This is a genomic window from Gammaproteobacteria bacterium (assembly GCA_019911805.1).
Taxonomy (GTDB): domain Bacteria; phylum Pseudomonadota; class Gammaproteobacteria; order Thiohalobacterales; family Thiohalobacteraceae; genus JAHJQQ01.
Genome location: JAIOJV010000029.1, coordinates 20,057 through 37,386 on the forward strand (window position 1 = coordinate 20,057; position 17,330 = coordinate 37,386).

At 62.9% G+C, this 17,330-nt stretch carries 18 protein-coding genes; 10 read left to right on the plus strand and 8 right to left on the minus strand.

What is annotated here, in order from left to right; all coding sequences use genetic code 11:
* Positions 1 to 250: 250 nt before the first annotated feature.
* The 6 genes from K8I04_02245 to K8I04_02270 all read left to right on the plus strand — a co-directional run bounded on the left by K8I04_02245 (position 251) and on the right by K8I04_02270 (position 5,842).
* Positions 251 to 862: a CBS domain-containing protein gene (locus K8I04_02245; protein ID MBZ0070540.1), complete on the plus strand. Its 612-nt coding sequence runs from the start codon at positions 251 to 253 to the stop codon at positions 860 to 862.
* 55 nt (positions 863 to 917) lie between these two features.
* Positions 918 to 1,274, plus strand: coding sequence for a DUF488 domain-containing protein (locus K8I04_02250; protein ID MBZ0070541.1), 357 nt, complete (start codon positions 918 to 920; stop codon positions 1,272 to 1,274).
* 429 nt (positions 1,275 to 1,703) lie between these two features.
* On the plus strand, positions 1,704 to 2,939 hold the full coding sequence (gene dsrA, locus K8I04_02255; protein ID MBZ0070542.1) for a dissimilatory-type sulfite reductase subunit alpha: 1,236 nt from the start codon (positions 1,704 to 1,706) through the stop codon (positions 2,937 to 2,939).
* Between the two features lie 67 nt (positions 2,940 to 3,006).
* The gene (dsrB, locus tag K8I04_02260) at positions 3,007 to 4,083 is read left to right on the plus strand and encodes a dissimilatory-type sulfite reductase subunit beta (GenBank protein MBZ0070543.1); all 1,077 of its coding nucleotides are present in this window, start codon (positions 3,007 to 3,009) and stop codon (positions 4,081 to 4,083) included.
* A 163-nt stretch (positions 4,084 to 4,246) separates the two neighbouring features.
* Positions 4,247 to 4,588 carry a TusE/DsrC/DsvC family sulfur relay protein gene (locus K8I04_02265; protein MBZ0070544.1) on the plus strand — a complete coding sequence of 114 codons (342 nt, stop codon included), beginning with the start codon at positions 4,247 to 4,249 and terminating at the stop codon, positions 4,586 to 4,588.
* A 582-nt stretch (positions 4,589 to 5,170) separates the two neighbouring features.
* Positions 5,171 to 5,842: a protein-L-isoaspartate(D-aspartate) O-methyltransferase gene (locus tag K8I04_02270; GenBank protein ID MBZ0070545.1), complete on the plus strand. Its 672-nt coding sequence runs from the start codon at positions 5,171 to 5,173 to the stop codon at positions 5,840 to 5,842.
* A gap of 107 nt (positions 5,843 to 5,949) precedes the next feature.
* Here the strand turns inward: K8I04_02270 and K8I04_02275 are convergent, their stop codons facing one another.
* Positions 5,950 to 6,231, minus strand: a complete 282-nt coding sequence (locus K8I04_02275) for an MTH1187 family thiamine-binding protein (GenBank protein ID MBZ0070546.1) — start codon at positions 6,229 to 6,231, stop codon at positions 5,950 to 5,952.
* Between the two features lie 321 nt (positions 6,232 to 6,552).
* Here K8I04_02275 and betT point away from each other — a divergent pair, with 321 nt between their 5' ends.
* Positions 6,553 to 8,541 carry a choline BCCT transporter BetT gene (gene betT, locus K8I04_02280; protein ID MBZ0070547.1) on the plus strand — a complete coding sequence of 663 codons (1,989 nt, stop codon included), beginning with the start codon at positions 6,553 to 6,555 and terminating at the stop codon, positions 8,539 to 8,541.
* A gap of 35 nt (positions 8,542 to 8,576) precedes the next feature.
* Complete coding sequence (locus K8I04_02285; protein ID MBZ0070548.1) at positions 8,577 to 9,737, plus strand: hypothetical protein; 1,161 nt, start codon at positions 8,577 to 8,579, stop codon at positions 9,735 to 9,737.
* Between the two features lie 28 nt (positions 9,738 to 9,765).
* Here K8I04_02285 and K8I04_02290 read toward each other — a convergent pair whose 3' ends face one another.
* Entirely contained in the window at positions 9,766 to 11,007 is a 1,242-nt protein-coding gene (locus K8I04_02290) for an MFS transporter (protein MBZ0070549.1), read from the minus strand.
* A 123-nt stretch (positions 11,008 to 11,130) separates the two neighbouring features.
* Here K8I04_02290 and K8I04_02295 point away from each other — a divergent pair, with 123 nt between their 5' ends.
* Positions 11,131 to 12,543 carry a nodulation protein NfeD gene (locus K8I04_02295; protein ID MBZ0070550.1) on the plus strand — a complete coding sequence of 471 codons (1,413 nt, stop codon included), beginning with the start codon at positions 11,131 to 11,133 and terminating at the stop codon, positions 12,541 to 12,543.
* Positions 12,540 to 13,307, plus strand: a complete 768-nt coding sequence (locus K8I04_02300; GenBank protein ID MBZ0070551.1) for a slipin family protein — start codon at positions 12,540 to 12,542, stop codon at positions 13,305 to 13,307. Before K8I04_02295 ends, K8I04_02300 begins: the two co-directional genes overlap by 4 nt.
* Here the strand turns inward: K8I04_02300 and K8I04_02305 are convergent.
* The 6 genes from K8I04_02305 to sufC all read right to left on the minus strand — a co-directional run bounded on the left by K8I04_02305 (position 13,301) and on the right by sufC (position 17,317).
* Positions 13,301 to 13,690 (minus strand): hypothetical protein, encoded by a 390-nt coding sequence (locus K8I04_02305; protein MBZ0070552.1) that lies wholly within the window; start codon positions 13,688 to 13,690, stop codon positions 13,301 to 13,303. The genes K8I04_02300 and K8I04_02305 overlap by 7 nt on opposite strands.
* Before the next feature lie 326 nt (positions 13,691 to 14,016).
* Complete coding sequence (locus K8I04_02310; GenBank protein MBZ0070553.1) at positions 14,017 to 14,445, minus strand: SufE family protein; 429 nt, start codon at positions 14,443 to 14,445, stop codon at positions 14,017 to 14,019.
* 22 nt (positions 14,446 to 14,467) lie between these two features.
* Positions 14,468 to 14,794, minus strand: a complete 327-nt coding sequence (locus K8I04_02315; GenBank protein MBZ0070554.1) for an iron-sulfur cluster assembly accessory protein — start codon at positions 14,792 to 14,794, stop codon at positions 14,468 to 14,470.
* A 45-nt stretch (positions 14,795 to 14,839) separates the two neighbouring features.
* Positions 14,840 to 15,175, minus strand: coding sequence for an SUF system Fe-S cluster assembly protein (locus tag K8I04_02320; GenBank protein MBZ0070555.1), 336 nt, complete (start codon positions 15,173 to 15,175; stop codon positions 14,840 to 14,842).
* 34 nt (positions 15,176 to 15,209) lie between these two features.
* Entirely contained in the window at positions 15,210 to 16,568 is a 1,359-nt protein-coding gene (gene sufD / locus K8I04_02325; protein MBZ0070556.1) for a Fe-S cluster assembly protein SufD, read from the minus strand.
* Complete coding sequence (gene sufC, locus K8I04_02330) at positions 16,565 to 17,317, minus strand: Fe-S cluster assembly ATPase SufC (GenBank protein ID MBZ0070557.1); 753 nt, start codon at positions 17,315 to 17,317, stop codon at positions 16,565 to 16,567. The genes sufD and sufC overlap by 4 nt, the downstream gene beginning before the upstream one ends.
* Positions 17,318 to 17,330 lie beyond the last annotated feature (13 nt).

Genomic DNA, 17,330 nt, shown 5'->3' on the forward strand with positions numbered 1-17,330 from the left:
CGCCAATAGACAGGTTGTAATGTGACATGACGAGCCCCTGAATACAGATGCGCTGGTGCGCGCACGGTTGGCGCGCATCCCGGGTACAGAATAGCAGGTCCGTCCCGGAAGGCCAGCTGAACCGACATGCACGCTGGGGTTTATGATGGCACCTCGTGGGCAACTGCGGTCTAATGTTAAATCGTACGCGATATGGCACCGGTCCGGGATAGCGCGGATCGGGCGTTTGATTCAGTAGAGGAAACCGTCTATGAGTAATGATGCAGACGATGGCGTCAAGCGTCAGGATTTCGCCAATGCATTGAAGGAAATGGGTACCTTCGTCGACGTGACCCTGGACGATTTGCTGGAATTGAATACCCGCGCGGAAAAGTACGCGCGGCTGCGTACCGTGGGCAGCGGCGAGGTGGAGCGGGTGATGAGCCGGCACGTCGTCACGGTCAAACGGGACTGCTCGCTGGCTGAGGCCGCGCATATGCTGGTGACGCACAGGATCAGCGGCCTGCCGGTGGTCGATGACGACAACCGGCTGGTCGGTGTGGTCACCGAGGCCGATCTGTTGCGGGCCATGGGCCTGCCGGCGCACCACCCGACCCATTCGCTGTGGCAGACCCTGGAGGCCATGTTCACCCATCCCGTGCAGATCCCGGAGCCCACCGGCACGGTGGCGGATCTCATGGTCGAACAGGTCATCTGCGTAGGGCCGCACGAGACCCTGCACGGCGTTCTGGAGATTATGAAGAAGAACCGCATCAAGCGCGTGATCGTCTGCGACGAGCAGCGGCATGTGGTCGGTATGGTGACGCGCTCGGATCTGATCAGAGTATTTTTCGACAAGCTGCGCCGCCCGGGTGCGAAGTGATATCCGCAGCACCGGGGCCACGCGCCGGCTGGAATCGGTACGGAGGGAGGCGAGGGTGCACATCGCCATCAAACGCGTCTACGAAAAGGCATCCAAAGCGGACGGCCAGCGGATCCTGATCGACCACATCTGGCCGCGCGGCGTCAGTAAGGCGAACGCCGCGCTCGATGCCTGGCTGAAGGCGCTGGCCCCCAGCGGTGCACTGCGCACGTGGTTCAACCACGACCCAGCGCGTTGGACAGAGTTCCAACACCGCTACGGCCGTGAGCTCGACGCCAACCCCGACGCGCTCGCCGAACTCCGGGACTACATCAAAGCCGGCCCCGTGACCCTCCTCTATGCGGCCCGCGACGAGCAGCACAACAACGCATTGGCCCTGAAACAGTACCTCGAACACCGGTGGCGATCCTGAGCGGGGCCGGCGGCGCCTGTAAAACTTGACCTACATCATGTTTTTCGCCATCGATCTGCTGCGTGTGCAGGGCATTTCGTCGGTCACAAGGGCTCTTTTTCGGGGGTTTTCTATCCACTCGGTGGTAGAGGGATATCTCCGGCCCGACCGGGACGCCGGACGGCGTATGATTGCGAAACACAGGTCCAGCATCCTGATCTGTCGACGTAATCTCGGTCTGCCGGGCGCGACCATCGCCGCGGTGCGGTCGCCAGCCGGTCGCTGCATTGATGCGGTGTGGCTATCCCACCCTCCCCATCGGCTTATGCCCAATGGGATATACAAGTCCAGCGCGCGAAGACTAAGGTATGCCAAAGCGGTATACTAGATGCCGCATATATCCATAGCCACATCTGTTGTCGTCTTCACGTTCGACCGGAGGATCTACCAATGGCAAAAAAGTATGACACCCCTAATCTTGATCAACTCGAAACCGGTCCCTGGCCGAGCTTCGTCACCGGCCTGAAGCGGCTGGGGGAAAAGAAAGAGCTGATCGCCGATATAGTGGGAATGCTCGAATACTCCTACCAGACCAAGAAGGGTTACTGGAAGGGTGGCACCATTTCGGTCCGCGGCTACGGCGGCGGCATCATCCCGCGTTTCTCGGAGGTGGCGGACAAGTTCCCCGCGGCCGCTGAATTCCATACCCTGCGCATCATGCCGCCCCCCGCCATGCACTACGACACCGACATCCTCCGCAAGCTGTGTGACGTGTGGGATGAGCACGGTTCCGGCCTGCTGGCATTGCACGGACAGAGTGGTGACATGATGTTCCAGGGCGCCCGCTCGGATCAGGTTCAGCCCGCCTTCGATGCCATCAACGAACTCGGCTTCGATCTCGGCGGCGCGGGCCCCTCGGTGCGTACCTCCATGTCCTGCGTGGGTGCTGCGCGCTGTGAGCATTCCTGCTTCAGCGAAGCCGTGGCACATCGTCAGGTGATGAATAATTTCACCGATGACCTGCACCGCCCGGCGCTGCCCTACAAGTTCAAGTTCAAGTTCTCGGGCTGCTCGAACGACTGCATGAACTCCATTCAGCGCTCCGATATGGCGATGATCGGCACCTGGCGTGACGACATCCAGATCAAGCAGGATGAGGTGAAGAACTTCGTTAAGGCCAAGGGACGCCAGTATGTCATCGACAACGTGGTGACGCGCTGCCCGACCCAGTGCATCACCCTGAAAGACGACGACACCATGGCCATCGACAACCGCAACTGCGTGCGCTGCATGCACTGCATCAACGTCATGACCAAGGCGCTGTCGCCCGGTAAGGACCGCGGTGTCACCATCCTCACGGGTGGCAAGCGCACCCTGAAGATCGGTGATCTGTTCGGTACCGTCCTCATCCCCTTCATGAAGCTGGAGACCCAGGACGACTACGACAAGCTGAATGAGCTCGCCAGCAACATCATCGACTTCTGGGCCGAGAACGGCCTGGAGCACGAGCGTTGTGGTGAGATGATCGACCGCATCGGCCTGTCGAATTTCCTGGACGGCATCGGTGTGGATATTGAGCCTGCCATGGTCGCCCATCCGCGCACCAGCTCCTACATCCGTCTGGATAAGTGGGAGGAAGAGGCTGAAAAATGGCATGCCCGTCAGGCCGAACGTCATACTGCCTGAGGTGGTCCCCGCTGAAGTTCGATGATGATTGCGCCGGCCACTCTGTGGCCGGCAAAGGAGTGAAATGATGTCACAGCCAGAACATCGTCAGGCCGTCGAGAGCGGTGTGCCGGACGCCTTTCTCTACATGCATCCGTTGATGGTCAAGAATTACGGGAACTGGGACTGGCACGATCGCCCGCGCCCCGGTGTCCTGCACCACGTCGCCAAGAGCGGCGACGAGATCTGGACGGTGCGTGCCGGTACCCAACGGCAGATGGATACCGGTACCATCCGCAAACTCTGCAGCATTGCCGATGAATACGCCGAAGGTCACGTGCGTTTCACCATCCGCTCGAACATCGAGTTCATGGTCGGCAGTGAGGCCAAGGTGGCGCCGTTGATCGAAAAGCTCGGCAAGGAGGGCTTTCCGGTCGGCGGCACCGGCAACTCCATGTCCATGATCGCGCACACGCAGGGTTTCCTCCACTGCGATATCCCGGCCACCGATGCCTCCGGCGTGGCCAAGTCGATGATGGATGCACTCTACGAGGAGTTCATCAACGAGCAGATGCCCAACCGCGTGCGCATGTCCACGTCCTGCTGCCAGATCAACTGTGGCGGTCAGGCGGACATCTCCATCAATATCCAGCACACCAAGCCGCCGATGATCAACCACGATCTGGTGTCGAACGTGTGCGAGCGGCCGTCGGTGGTGGCGCGCTGCCCGGTGGCGGCCATCCGCCCGGCCATGGTCAATGGCAAGCCCTCACTGGAGGTCGATGAGAAGAAGTGCATCTGCTGCGGTGCCTGCTTCCCACCCTGTCCGCCGATGGCGATCAACGATCCGGTAAACTCCAAGATTGCCATCTGGATCGGTGGCAAGAACTCCAATGCGCGTTCCAAGCCAACCTTCCAGAAGCTGGTGGCGGCCGGTCTGCCGAACAATCCACCGCGCTGGCCGGAGGTGTCGGAGCTGGTGAAGAAAATTCTCACCATCTACAAGGAAGACGCCAAGGAGTGGGAGCGGGTCGGTGAATGGGTGGAGCGCATCGGCTGGCCGCGCTTCTTCGAACTCACCGGGTTGCCGTTCACACGTTTCCACGTGGACAACTGGACGGGTGCACGCCACTCGCTGAACCAGTCGACCCATATCCGCTTCTGAGCCACGAGGTCGGCCCCTTCGGCTGAGAATGCCGGGGGGCTGCCTACCGAGCAATGGCAGGGCATGACCCGGCCGCAGGGAGGGCGGCCGGTCATGTTTTCCGAACTCCGGCAAGCTTCGCGAACTGAGCCTTTCCGGACCAGCAACCGAACGGGAGGTACCAATGACGAGGGTTGTGGACTATCTCGCTGACGTGGAAATGGGTGATGAGGGCTATCTGGCCCATCCGGCGGATTGGAACGAAGATATCGCCCGGCAGTTGGCTGCGAGTGAAGGCGTTGAACTGACCGAAGAGCACTGGAAGGTAATCCGTTTCATGCGGGAGTATTTCGCAGATAACGGCATCGCTGCGGATGCACGTTTTGTCGTCAAGTTTCTTGCTGAAGAGGTCGGTTACGGGGCGAAGGCGCACGCACGACTGTTTCAGCTGTTCCCCTACGGCTATGTCAAACAGGCCTGCAAGATCGCCGGGATGAAACGTCCACGGGCGTGGAGCACGGGTTGATCGGCAAGACCCGGTATGCCGACCGGGGCTGGGTGGCTTCCAAGTAGTTCCGCAGCTGAATTGTCATGTCTCGGTCCAGACGCCAGGACTGATGATTTTCCCCTTATAGTTCATTACCCTATCACGTTGGCGCGGACAGGATGGATACGCGTGGCGGGCGGCAATGATCGCTGCCCGATGCGTCACGCCCGCGCACATGCCGACCCCCAGGGTGCCTTGCATACCCCAGGATGGTACTTCGCATCCTGAATAGAAGGATTTCCCGTGACGCGGGGCTGTGGGGTCCTTTGTTACTCAGACGCTCCCTGAATCAACCGCTGTACGCCTGCCCAAAACGGCATACCGAACTCAATCCCGACCTTTTCGTGTTTCAGATGGCAGCAGCCTGTTATGGGCCGTGCCGACCTGAACGCTCCGCCCGCCCCGCTCAGAGGCGGTCGATGGCCGGCCGCGCCGTGCCACTGGCCGCAGCCGCGTTGGTTGCGGTGGCGTATCGCCGGCCCAGGCGTCTAGACTGAGGCATGGTAATGGCCGGTGGCTGTCCGGTATAAGCCGTCGGTGAGGCGCACAGGAGTGAAGGCCATGCGACCGGAACAGCGCATGCTGGAGGACATCGAGCGCGAGGTGGGCTACACCCGCAGCCTCCTTGGCAAAGATGCCCTCGACGCGCGCGTCATGGCGGTCCTGAAAGGCGTGCCGCGCCACGCATTCGTGCCCGAGGAACTGCGCGACGCGGCCTACGACAACGGGCCGCTGCCCATCGGTCACGGCCAGACCATCTCCCAGCCCTATATCGTGGCGCTGATGACCGATCTGCTCGCACCCGAGCCCGACGACGTGATTCTGGAGATCGGTACGGGTTCCGGCTATCAGGCAGCGGTGCTGTCGCGGCTGGTGCGGCAGGTGTATTCCCTGGAAATCATCGAGTCGCTCGCCACGAGCGCCCGCGAGCGGCTCGCCCGGCTGGGCTACGCCAACGTCGAGGTGCGCGCCGGTGATGGGTACCATGGCTGGCCCGGGCATGCCCCCTTCGATGGCATCGTCGTCACCGCCGCCGCGCCGGCCATTCCCGAGCCGCTGATCGAGCAGCTCAAACCGGGTGCACGCCTGGTGATCCCCGTCGGTCGACCTGATGGCGATCAGAAACTCATGCTGGTGGAGAAGACCACCGATGGTCGTGTCGAGAAGCGCAGCGTCCTCGGTGTAGCCTTCGTGCCACTGACGCGTCCAGGCGCCAGACCCGGCGAAAGCTGATGTGGGCCGATCCGTCGCTTTCACGGCATGACATCGCCCTGCTCGGGAGCGGCGCGGCATGGGGCTGGTCCGGGGGCATCCGCAGCGGCGCCGGGATGCGGACGGGTTCAGCCGAGCCGCTTGCCGGCCAGTGTCGGCACCTTGTCCATGCGCGTCTCCAGTTTGAGATAACTGACCAGCCGCACCGCGCCATCGGCATGCACTGTCGCATGGACTTTCTCGATGGCGGCGAGGATGTCGGTCAGTTCCCCCTCGATGTTGGTGCCGGAAGCATGGGTCTCCAGCAGGAAACCGAAGCCCTTCAGGATCTCCACGACGCGCATGATCTCACGCCGGACGGAGACGCCGCTGCCGATGGGCACAAGCTGAAATTCAGCGGTCGCATGCATGCGGTATTCTCCTTGCCTATGGAAATAGCGTTGGTGCTGGGCCGAGTCTAGCAGGGACGTCGTCGGGCTACAGAGGGGGAAACCGTCCAGAAGCCTGTCGGACTTGGGCGATCGTAGCGAGCCGGGTGGGGGAGCGAGGTCATTTTTTCGCTCCTTCGAGGGGAATAGCCGTAGCTATTTGATGAGCAGGATCGGGAAAATGGACGGCTATCCCACCGGCGCAGTAGATTCGTCCCAAGTCCGACAGGCTCCTGGACTGTATGTTGACGGCTCGACCGTCTGCACGCGGGCAGGCGGCTATGGGCATCTACAGGAAACCGCATGAGCGAACCGGCGACTGACCACAAATCACCCTGGCGCGTGCAGATCAATCCGCCGGTGTTCGTCCTGTCAGGTATGCTCGCACTGGCCTTCGTCACCTTCGCCGTGATCTATCCAAAGGCCGCAGGCAGCCTGTTCGCGGCCGTGCAAGCCTGGATCACTCACTCGGCGGGCTGGTTCTATGTCCTGACCGTGGCGGGTTTTCTGGTGTTCGTGGTGACATTGGCGATTTCGGGCTACGGGCGCATCAAGCTCGGACCCGATCACAGTGAGCCGGATTACAGCTATACATCCTGGTTCGCCATGCTGTTCTCGGCGGGCATGGGCATCGGCCTGATGTTCTTTGGTGTGGCTGAGCCGGTCATGCACTACGTGAGCCCGCCTGTGGGTGAGGGCGGCACGGTCGCGGCCGCGCGCGATGCCATGCGCATCACCCTCTTTCATTGGGGCATCCACGCCTGGGCCATCTATGCGGTGGTGGCGTTGTCGCTGGCCTACTTCGCCTTTCGCCACGACCTGCCGTTGACCATCCGCTCGGCGCTGTATCCGCTGATCGGCGAGCGCATCTACGGGCCGATCGGTCACGCGGTGGATATTTTTGCCGTGCTCGGGACGCTGTTCGGCGTGGCCACGTCGCTCGGCTTCGGCGTCATCCAGGTGAATGCGGGTCTGAACTACCTGTTCGATGTGCCCAGCACCGTCTTGACTCAGATCATCCTGATTGCCGTGATCACTGCCATCGCCACGCTGTCCGTGGGTCTCGGGCTGGATGCCGGCATCCGGCGCATCTCCGAGTTCAACATCGTGCTCGCCGTGATCCTGCTGTTGTTTGTGCTGGTTGCCGGGCCAACCGTGTTTCTGTTGCAGACACTGGTGCAGAACACCGGTATGTATCTGTCCAATCTGTTCGATATGACCTTCAACCTGCAAGCCTACGAACCGACGACCTGGATCGGTGGCTGGACGCTGTTCTATTGGGGTTGGTGGATCGCCTGGTCGCCCTTCGTCGGCATGTTCATCGCGCGGGTCTCGCGTGGGCGTACCATTCGGGAATTCGTTATCGGTGTCCTGCTGGTGCCGGTCGGATTCACCTTCATGTGGATGACATTCTTCGGCGACACCGCCATCCATATGATCCTGATGCAGGGTATCAGCGAGCTGCCGGCTGCGGTGGCGGCGGATACCTCGGTGGCACTGTTCAAATTTTTCGAACACCTGCCACTGACCGGCATCACCTCGCTGCTGGCGACGGTGCTGGTGGTGACCTTCTTCGTGACCTCATCCGACTCCGGCTCGCTGGTGGTCGACATGCTGACCTCTGGCGGTGAGGAGGAGTCGCCGCTGTGGCAACGGGTCTTCTGGGCCGTGGTCGAGGGTATCATCGCGGCGGCCCTGTTGCTTGCCGGCGGCCTGCAGGCACTGCAGACGGCGACCATCGCCAGTGCCCTGCCGTTCGCGGTGGTGATGATCCTGATGTGCTGGGGCCTGGCCCGCGCACTGCGCCTCGAGGCCATCAAGCACCTCAGCCTGCGGCGTGCGCGAGTCACACCGGGGGCACCCCAGATGGCACGCAGTTGGCAGAGTCGGCTGCGTAACGTGATCCACCAGTCCAGCCGCACCGAAGTAGATCGTTTCATTCAGGAAGTCGTCAGACCGGCCCTGCATGAGGTCAGCGAGGAATTGAAAAAACAGGACATGGAGGCCGGTATCGGCGGCGACGAGGAGGGCAGGGTCTGGATCGAGGTCCGCCATGGAGCAGAGATCGATTTTTTCTACTCGGTACATCCGCGGCCCTACGAGCCGCCATCCTTCGTATTACGTGACACCCGGCCACGGCGAATGGAGGCATTGCGGTACTACCGTGCCGAAGTCCATCTGCGTGAAGGTGGGCAAAACTATGACATCATGGGCTGGAGCGGCACCGACGTGATCAATGATGTCCTCGACCACTACGAACGGCATCTGCACTTCCTGCACGTCGTCCGCTGAACGCCATCGACCGAGCGACAGAACCGGGAGGACGCATGCCGATCCGCATTCTCTGCATCCGTCAGCTCGGCGTCCTGGCGATCGCCATCCTGACCTTGGATACCGCAGTTGCCTTCGATCTCGGCAACGGCTTCCGCCTGGGCGGTGCGCTGCGCTACAACTACGTATACCAGGATTGGGATCCCAGGTACGACGGTGCGGGTCTGATCAATTTCGATACCTTCCGCATCGATACCGGTTACGACCACGGCGATTGGCTGGCTTCGGCACAGTACCGTTTTTATCGTTACCGCGGCGGTACTGAGACGAATTTCCTGCAGCACGCCTGGGTCGGGCGTCGCTTCGGTGATCGTACTCAGCTGCAGCTCGGTGTGAATTCCATCCCTTTCGGTATCCTGCCGTATGCCTCGCACAGCTTCTTTTTCTCCATAGCCTATTACGTCGGCCTGGAGGACAGCTACAACCTCGGCGGCAAGTTGATGCATACCATCGGGCCGTGGGATCTGCAGCTCGGCTACTACGTCCGCGACGGTGGCCATGGGAGCGGCAACAGCGAGAGCAGTGCACGCTACACCTTCAACCTCGTCGAGGACGGTGCAATCCGCAATCACGAGCGCGATACCCTGGTCGGGCGCGCGGCGTATACCTTTGAGCAGGGCGCTGCACGCCGTGGCGAGGTCGGCCTGTCGCTGCTGGCCGGACGCCTGCCGAACGCGACTACCGGACGCGACGGTCATCGCCGTGCCGCTGCGGTGCATTACCAGGACAGCTATGGGCCCTGGGGTGTGATGCTGCAGGCTGCGCGCTACGTGAACAGCGTCGAGAATCCACCCGGGCAGGATCGTCGCATCGTCATCATGGGTGCCTACGATTTTCCCTACGAGGTAGCGGCGCGCGCGAATGTCTATACGGTCAATCTGAGTTACACACTCGGCACGTGGGGACCACTGCACGATGTCACGCTCTATGCTGACTATGGATGGCTGTCCAAGGACGTGGCGGGATTCCGCGACAGTGCACAACGCGTGTTCGGCATGTCGTTTACGCCGATCGACAAGGTGTTCGTCTATGTCGATTACCTGCGCGGTCGCCAGCATCCCTACATCGGGCCGAACTTCACCACCGGTCTGGCGGCCGGTGGCAGCGACGACACCTGGCATGAGCGGCTGAACATCAATGTCGGGCTGTACTTCTGAGGCCGTCGTGCAGGGTGCAGAGGTTTCTTCAGACACCGGTGTCCGGATGCGTGGCCTGCTCCTCCGCCTCGGCCAGCATCACCAGCGCCTCGGGCGAGGTGCGTACCATCGCTGCGAACTGGGTGTGGTCCGCAGCGGCGACGGGCGGTGCCTGGCGTATGCGCAAGGAGACGAACGCGGCCAGCAGCAGGAGTATCGTGGCGTAATAGACCAGCAGGCTGAGCGGCCCGAAGCGGCCCATCAGCAGTCCGACGCCAGCGGGTCCCGTCGCCGCCCCGACACCGTGCAGCAACAGCAGACCGCTGCTGCCCTCCAGTATGGTGTCCGGCTGGAGGTGATCGTTCAGATGTGCCACGCTGAGCGGATAGACGCTGAAGGCGAGTCCGCCGAACGGCACCATGCAGACCAGCAACCATGTAACCGAGTCGGGCGCGACCACGGCAGCGGCGAGGGCGGATACGGTGCCCGCCGCACCCACACAGGCCAGCACCCAGCGGCGGTCCAGGTGGTCCGACAGTCGCCCGATCGGCCACTGCAGTGCCGCACCGCCGAGGATGGTCGCCGCCATGAAGCCCGCGACCCCCGCGTTGTCCAGACCGAGGTGGTGGGCGAACAGCGGGCCCATGCCCCAGAAGGCCCCGATCACGAGTCCCGATGCCAGCGCCCCGGCGACCGCAACCGGCGAGGTGGTGTAGAGAAAACGCAGGCCGAGCCGCGGTGCCGTAACCGGCTGCGGTGGTGCCAGGCTGGTGAAAGCGACCGGCAGCAGCGCCAACGACATCAGGATGGAGGCGATGCCGAACAGGGTGAAGCCGGCGGGATCGGCGCGGGTGATGAGCGCCTGGCCGAGCGCCAGTGCGAGCAGCGTCACGACCATATAGGCCGCGAACACCTGGCCGCGTCTGGCGCTCGGTGCCTGTGCGTTCAGCCAGCTCTCGATGACGATATACAGCCCGACCAGGCACGCCCCGGTGATCATGCGCAGAATCAACCAGACGCCCGGATGGATGATGAGCACATGCAGGATGACCGTGGCAGCCGCGACGGCGGCGAACATGGCGAAGGCCCGGATATGCCCGACACGGCGAATCAGCGTCGGACAGAAGAAGGTGCCGGCGAAAAAGCCCACAAAATAGGCCGACATCACCAGGCCGATGACCGGGTCCGCGAAGCCCTCCAGGCCGGCGCGCAGTGCGAGCAGTGTACCGAACAGGCCGCTGCCGACCAGCAGGATGCCGATGCCGGTCAGCAGGGAGACGAGCGGGAACAGGGTGGGCAGCATGATTCGAAGCCGCGTGGGATCGCAAAGGGGCGAGTGTAACAAATTTGGCCGGCGGTGCACGGCGAGCAGATCGCGCGGTGAGCGCCTATGCTAGTCACAAGGGGTGTGGCGATGGCATTGAAAACTGTATGGACTCTGCTGCTGTTGATTGCCTTGTCGGCACCGGGCGGTGGGCCGGCGCGTGTGGCAGCGGGATCGGATAGGCAGATCCTTGCACTCGATATCAACGGTGCCATCGGTCCGGCCACCGAGGACTATATCGAACGCGCCTTCGCCACGGCGGACCGCGAACCCACGGCGCTGATCCTGATCCGCATGGACACACCCGGCGGGCTCGACAGCGCCATGCGCAACATCATCAAGCACATCACCCGTTCGCCCGTGCCGGTGGCCACCTATGTCGCACCCAGCGGTGCGCGCGCTGCCAGCGCCGGCACCTATATCCTGTACGCGAGCCACATCGCCGCCATGGCGCCGGGCACCAACCTCGGTGCCGCGACACCGGTTCAGATCGGCGGCTCGCCCTTCCTGCCGGAAAGCGGCGACAAGGACCACGTACCGTCGCAGGACGGCCCCGATGCCGAGCGGTCCGCCGGGTCCGCAACGGCGCCCCCGGGCGATGCGATGACGCACAAGCTGGTCAACGATGCCGTCGCCTACATCCGCGGGCTCGCGGGACTGCATGGGCGCAATGCCGACTGGGCGGAGCAGGCGGTGCGTGAGGCCGCCAGCCTCCCGGCCAAGGAGGCCCTGAAGCTGAACGTCATCGACATCCTCGCGACCGATAGCGCCGATCTGTTCCGTCAGCTCGACGGCCGCGAGGTGCGCGTGCTCGGCGCGGTGCGTACCCTGCACACACAAGGCCTGCCGCTGCGCGCGCTCGTACCCGACTGGCGCAACCGGCTGCTGGCGGTGATCACCAACCCGAACGTTGCCTATATCCTGATGCTGATCGGGATCTATGGGTTGATCTTCGAGTTCATCAACCCCGGTGCCGTCGTCCCCGGCACGGTCGGTGCGATTGCGCTGCTGATGGCGCTGTATGCCTTCCAGCTGCTGCCCATCAACTATGCCGGTATGGCTCTGATCCTGCTCGGTGTCGCGCTGATGGTGGCCGAAGCCTTCCAGCCCAGCTTCGGTATCCTCGGCATCGGCGGCGTGCTCGCCTTCGTGCTCGGTTCGATCATCCTCATGGACACGCAGGCGCCGGGCTTTGGCATCGACATCGCCGTGATTCTCGGTTTTGCTGCGGTGAACGCGCTGGTGTTCATCTTCGTGATCGGCATGGCGCTGCGTGCCCGGCGCCGGCCGGTGGTGAGCGGCCGTGACCAGCTGTTCGGTATGGAAGGTGTCGCACTCACCGATTTCAACGGCGAGGGCAGCGTGCGCATCCACAGTGAGATCTGGCAGGCGCGCACCACACGGCCCGTGCGCCGCGGGCAGCGCGTCCGTGTAACGGACGTGCAGGGCCTGACCCTGTCCGTCGAACCGGCCGTGATGGCCACACAGGAGAATCCACCATGACCGCCTATGTACTCTATGCCCTGATCGCCCTCGCCGTGCTCTTTCTGGCCAGCGCGATCAACATCCTGCGCGAATACGAGCGGGGCGTCGTGTTCCTGCTCGGGCGCTTCTGGCGGGTCAAGGGGCCGGGCTTCATCCTCATCATCCCGGTCATCCAGCAGATGGTGCGGGTCGATCTGCGCACCATCGTCATGGACGTGCCCACGCAGGACGTCATCTCCCGCGACAACGTCTCGGTGAAGGTCAATGCGGTGGTGTATTTCCGCGTCATCGAGCCGGACAAGGCCATCATCCAGGTGGAGGATTTTCTCGAGGCCACCAGCCAGCTCGCCCAGACCACGCTGCGCTCGGTGCTCGGCCAGCATGAGCTGGACGAGATGCTCGCCGGACGCGACCGTCTGAACGCCGATATCCAGAAAATCCTCGATGCACAGACCGATGCCTGGGGCATCAAGGTCGGCAATGTCGAGATCAAGCATGTTGATTTGAATGAAAACATGGTCCGCGCCATCGCCCAGCAGGCCGAGGCCGAGCGCGCGCGTCGCGCCAAGGTGATCCACGCCGAGGGCGAGCTGCAGGCCGCGGAGAAACTGCGCGATGCCGCCCGTATTCTCGCCGAACAGTCCCAGGCCCTGCAGCTGCGCTATCTGCAGACGCTCACCGACATCGCCGGCGAGCGTTCCAACGTCATCGTGTTTCCACTGCCGCTGGATATACTCGGCAAGCTGCTGCGCGAAAAATCGCCGCCGCCCGCGCCTCAGTGAGGTCGTCGCTCCGCGGGCAGTTCCCCGCCCCAGGGTTCACGCAGGGCGCGCCAGAGCAGGGGCAGCAACACGACGGCCAGCAGCAGCGGTCCGATGTAGATCAGGCCATCACCGTAGTCCGCACCCAGGAGAAAGCGCTCACGGATCACCAGTGCGGCATGCAGGACGACCAGGACCAGCCCGACCGTGGTAGTCAACGCACCGCGCAGCAGCGGTACCGCCAGGGCGTAGATGAAGTAGGGGGTCAGGCCGGCCAGTACCACACCGAAGCGGAGCTGGTAGCCCGTGCCGTAGTACGGTACGACTGCGGCGGCGAAGGTGAGCACGGCACCCAGTACGATGACGGCATAGGCCAGGGTGCGTGACGAGGTTTGCGTTTCCATAGGTGTCCCTCCTCGGATGGAAACCGGCGGAAGCGCACACCACCAAGACCTCCGCCGTATGGAAGATCCGCCACAACGACCGCGAAAGCCGACGGGCCGCAATTATGTTCGTGGGTTTCGTGGCGCTTCACTGCTGTTCCATAAACCCAAAAACCGTATTTGCCACGGAAGCACACGGAAGACACTGAAATGAAACCGTGTCGCAGAAGCTCTGCCGCAGCGCTTGGCAGGTGACGTGAGATGCCGTGTGAAGCATATGATCTCGTCCGTGTTTTTCCGTGTACCTCCGTGGCAATACGGTTTTCAGATTTATCTGTGCCTGTCGCTCAGGCCGTCGCCTCCACACCAAGGCGCTCGGCCTGCGATTTCATCAGGTCGACGATCGCATAGATGCCGACGTGGCGGTTCGGCGACAGGTGTTCGCCGAGCTGCAGCTGTTCGAAGATCTCGTCCATGTCGATGGCCTGGATGGCCTCGATGTCGCGTCCGGAGTACAGATCGATCAGCAACGCCAGCACGCCCTTGATGATCGGTGTATCGCAGTCACCACGATAACGGATGTACTGTGGGTGCTCGGGGTCGCGGTAGGCACAGACGTGCACCGTACTCATGCAGGGCTTGACGTGGTTTTCCTCCGATTTGAGCGCTGCCGGCATGGGTGGCAGCTGCTCGCCCAGTTCGATCAGATAGGCATAACGCTGGTCCCAATCGCCGAGCAGTTCGAAGGTCTCGACGATGTCGGCGAGATCGGTCATGTGTGCGCCTCCCGGCATCGCCTCAGACGCTGAAGGATTCGCCGCAGCCGCAGGTGTCCTTGACGTTCGGGTTGCGGAACTCGAAACCTTCGTTGAGGGCATTGTTGCGTACATAGTCGATCTCCATGTCCTCGAGCTGCTGCAGGCTGCCCGTGTCGACCACGACGGTCACACCATGGCTCTCGAACACGCGGTCATCGGCCCCGATCTCGTCGGCGTAGTCGACCACGTAGGCGAAGCCGCTGCAACCGCTCTTGCGGGTGCCGAGCCGCAGCCCCAGTCCATGGCCGCGCTTGCCGAGCATGGTGCGTACGCGCTGCGCCGCCGCTTCTGTCAGTTGGATCCCCATCTAAACGTCGTCCTCTCTGTGTTGCTTGTCATTGAGACAATACGGTCAGAACATCCCCAATTCAAGGCGTGCCTCGTCGCTCATGCGCTCGGGGCCCCAGGCCGGCTCCCAGACCAGCTCCACGTCGACTTTTTCGACGCCCGGTACGCGTTTCACCGCACGCTCCACCGCGCCCGGCATACTGCCGGCGACCGGACAGGCCGGTGCGGTCAGGGTCATCTCGATGTGGATATCCTTGCTGTTGACGATCTTGATAACGTAGATCAACCCCAGTTCGAAGATGTTCACCGGGATTTCCGGGTCATAGACCGTGCGCAAGGCGCTGATAATCTGTTCCTGCAGGGTGTCGCCGGTGATCGCTTCACCCTTGGGGTTGTCCATCTTGCTTTCCAAATCGGCGGTGCGTACTGCGCGTTCAAACATGGGTTTCACCTCCGGTTGCGTGCTTCTTCGCCTCGTTCGACAGGAGCTGCTGCATACGCCGCTCCACCCGCGTGCGGAAACCTTCCACGGAGCAGCCTGCCAGGACCTCGGTCGCAAATCCCAGGCACAGCATGCGGCGTGCATCCTCGGCGCCGATGCCGCGTGAGCGCAGATAGAACACCTGCGCCGGTTCCAGCTGGCCGATGGTGGTGCCGTGGCTGCACTTCACGTCATCGGCGTAGATCTCCAGCTGGGGTTTGGTGTCGACCTCGGCGTCGCGCGACAGCAGCAGGTTGTCGTTGGCCAGATGCGCGTCGGTCTTCTGCGCGTCCACCGCGACGCGGATAAGGCCGTCGAACACGGCGCGGCCACGGCCCAGCAGAATGCCCTTGAAGCGCTCACGGCTGCTGCAGTGCGGTACCGCATGTTCGATTTCCAGGTGAAAATCGGTGAGCTGACCGTCGCCGGCCACGTACAGACCGTCCAGCTCGAAGCGTGCGTGTTCCTGGCGCAGGGTATTGTGATATTCGACCCGCGACCACAGCCCGCCGAGGCTGATGCCGATACCCTGATAGAGGCTGTGGCTGCCCTGACGCACGAATACCTGGCCGATGTGCCGCGCTGCGGGGCTCTCATCCTGCAATCGCTCGTGTTCCAGTTGCGCGTGCTCGCCCAGCAGTACCTCGGTGAGACCGTTGTTGAAGTAGGCGGCGTCGCCCAGGCACGCGTAGTGTTCGATGACGATCGCCTCGGCGCCGTCCCCGAGGACGATCAGGTTGCGTGGTTGCAGCAGCGGCGGCTGGTCCTGACCGATGGCCAGGTGCAGCACCTCGATCGGCCTGGAGAGTTTCACGTCGGCGGGGATCTGCACGAACAGACCATCGTCGATCAGCGCGGTGTTCAGTGCCGCGAAGCTCGATGCCGCCGGCGACGCGGCCTGGCCGAGGTACTGCGCCAGCCGATCGGGTTCGTCCTCCAGCGCCGCGCGCAGGCTGCCGACCCGCAGGTTGGAGGCCAGCGCGCGTGTGTCGGAGAGTTCAGGTACCCAGCGGCCGTTGGCGAATACCACCAGGGCGGCGGCATCCTCGACCAGTCGGAACTCCTCGATGTCCAGATCCGTCAGTGCCTCAAAGGGCGCCTCCGGGATCTCCCACTGCTGTTCGAGCACGCGGTCCAGACTGGTGTAGCGCCAGGCCTCGTCCTTGCGCGTGGGAAAGCCCTGGGCGATGAAGTGTTTGGTCGCCAGCGCGCGTTGTGCTGCCAGCCAGTCTGTCCGGCGGGCCGGCAACCGGGGTGCGGCGTTGTCGAGCAGCTCACGGTAGCGTTCGACGGGTTCGGGAATCGCATTCATGCAGCGGCCCCCTCGGTGATCCAGCCGTACCCCTTGCTCTCCAGTTCCAGGGCCAGCGTCTTGTCTCCGGAGCGCACGACGCGCCCGCCGGCCAGTACATGCACATGATCCGGCTCGATGTAGTCGAGCAGGCGCTGGTAATGGGTGACCAGGATCAGGGCACGGTCGGGCGAACGCAGTGCGTTCACGCCGTCCGCGACGATGCGCAGGGCGTCGATGTCCAGACCGGAGTCGGTCTCGTCGAGGATGGCAAGCTTGGGCTCCAGCAGCGCCAGCTGCAGGATCTCGTTGCGCTTCTTCTCGCCACCGGAGAAGCCGACGTTGACCGGTCGTTTCAGCAGGTCGGGATCGAGTTTCACCAGCGCGGCCTTCTCGCGCACCAGCTTCATGAACTGGGCGGCGTCCAGCTTGGGTTCACCGCGGGCGCTGCGCACGGCGTTGAGTGATTCGCGCAGGAATACCATGTTGGCGACGCCCGGCAATTCCACCGGGTACTGCAGGGCGAGAAACACACCCTTGCGCGCCCGTTCTTCCACCTCGAACGCCAGCAGATCTTCGCCCTCGAAAAGCACTTCGCCGCCGGTGACGTGATAACCCTCGCGGCCCGCCAGCACATGCGCCAGACTGCTCTTGCCCGAGCCGTTCGGACCCATGATGGCGTGCACCTCGCCAGGCCGTACGGTGAGATTCAGACCCCTGAGGATCGGCTCGTCGTCAATCGTCACCTGCAGATCCGTCACTTTCAACATGTCGTTGCCTCCG

Excerpts from the sequence above, each read along its gene's own strand:
- K8I04_02245 (MBZ0070540.1), top strand. The coding sequence starts at position 251 with ATGAGTAATGATGCAGACGATGGCGTCAAGCGTCAGGATTTCGCCAAT.
- dsrA (MBZ0070542.1), top strand. The coding sequence starts at position 1,704 with ATGGCAAAAAAGTATGACACCCCTAATCTTGATCAACTCGAAACCGGT.
- dsrB (MBZ0070543.1), top strand. The coding sequence starts at position 3,007 with ATGTCACAGCCAGAACATCGTCAGGCCGTCGAGAGCGGTGTGCCGGAC.
- K8I04_02265 (MBZ0070544.1), top strand. The coding sequence starts at position 4,247 with ATGACGAGGGTTGTGGACTATCTCGCTGACGTGGAAATGGGTGATGAG.
- K8I04_02270 (MBZ0070545.1), top strand. The coding sequence starts at position 5,171 with ATGCGACCGGAACAGCGCATGCTGGAGGACATCGAGCGCGAGGTGGGC.
- K8I04_02275 (MBZ0070546.1), bottom strand. The coding sequence starts at position 6,231 with ATGCATGCGACCGCTGAATTTCAGCTTGTGCCCATCGGCAGCGGCGTC.
- betT (MBZ0070547.1), top strand. The coding sequence starts at position 6,553 with ATGAGCGAACCGGCGACTGACCACAAATCACCCTGGCGCGTGCAGATC.
- K8I04_02285 (MBZ0070548.1), top strand. The coding sequence starts at position 8,577 with ATGCCGATCCGCATTCTCTGCATCCGTCAGCTCGGCGTCCTGGCGATC.
- K8I04_02295 (MBZ0070550.1), top strand. The coding sequence starts at position 11,131 with ATGGCATTGAAAACTGTATGGACTCTGCTGCTGTTGATTGCCTTGTCG.
- K8I04_02300 (MBZ0070551.1), top strand. The coding sequence starts at position 12,540 with ATGACCGCCTATGTACTCTATGCCCTGATCGCCCTCGCCGTGCTCTTT.
- K8I04_02305 (MBZ0070552.1), bottom strand. The coding sequence starts at position 13,690 with ATGGAAACGCAAACCTCGTCACGCACCCTGGCCTATGCCGTCATCGTA.
- K8I04_02310 (MBZ0070553.1), bottom strand. The coding sequence starts at position 14,445 with ATGACCGATCTCGCCGACATCGTCGAGACCTTCGAACTGCTCGGCGAT.
- K8I04_02315 (MBZ0070554.1), bottom strand. The coding sequence starts at position 14,794 with ATGGGGATCCAACTGACAGAAGCGGCGGCGCAGCGCGTACGCACCATG.
- K8I04_02320 (MBZ0070555.1), bottom strand. The coding sequence starts at position 15,175 with ATGGACAACCCCAAGGGTGAAGCGATCACCGGCGACACCCTGCAGGAA.
- sufD (MBZ0070556.1), bottom strand. The coding sequence starts at position 16,568 with ATGAATGCGATTCCCGAACCCGTCGAACGCTACCGTGAGCTGCTCGAC.
- sufC (MBZ0070557.1), bottom strand. The coding sequence starts at position 17,317 with ATGTTGAAAGTGACGGATCTGCAGGTGACGATTGACGACGAGCCGATC.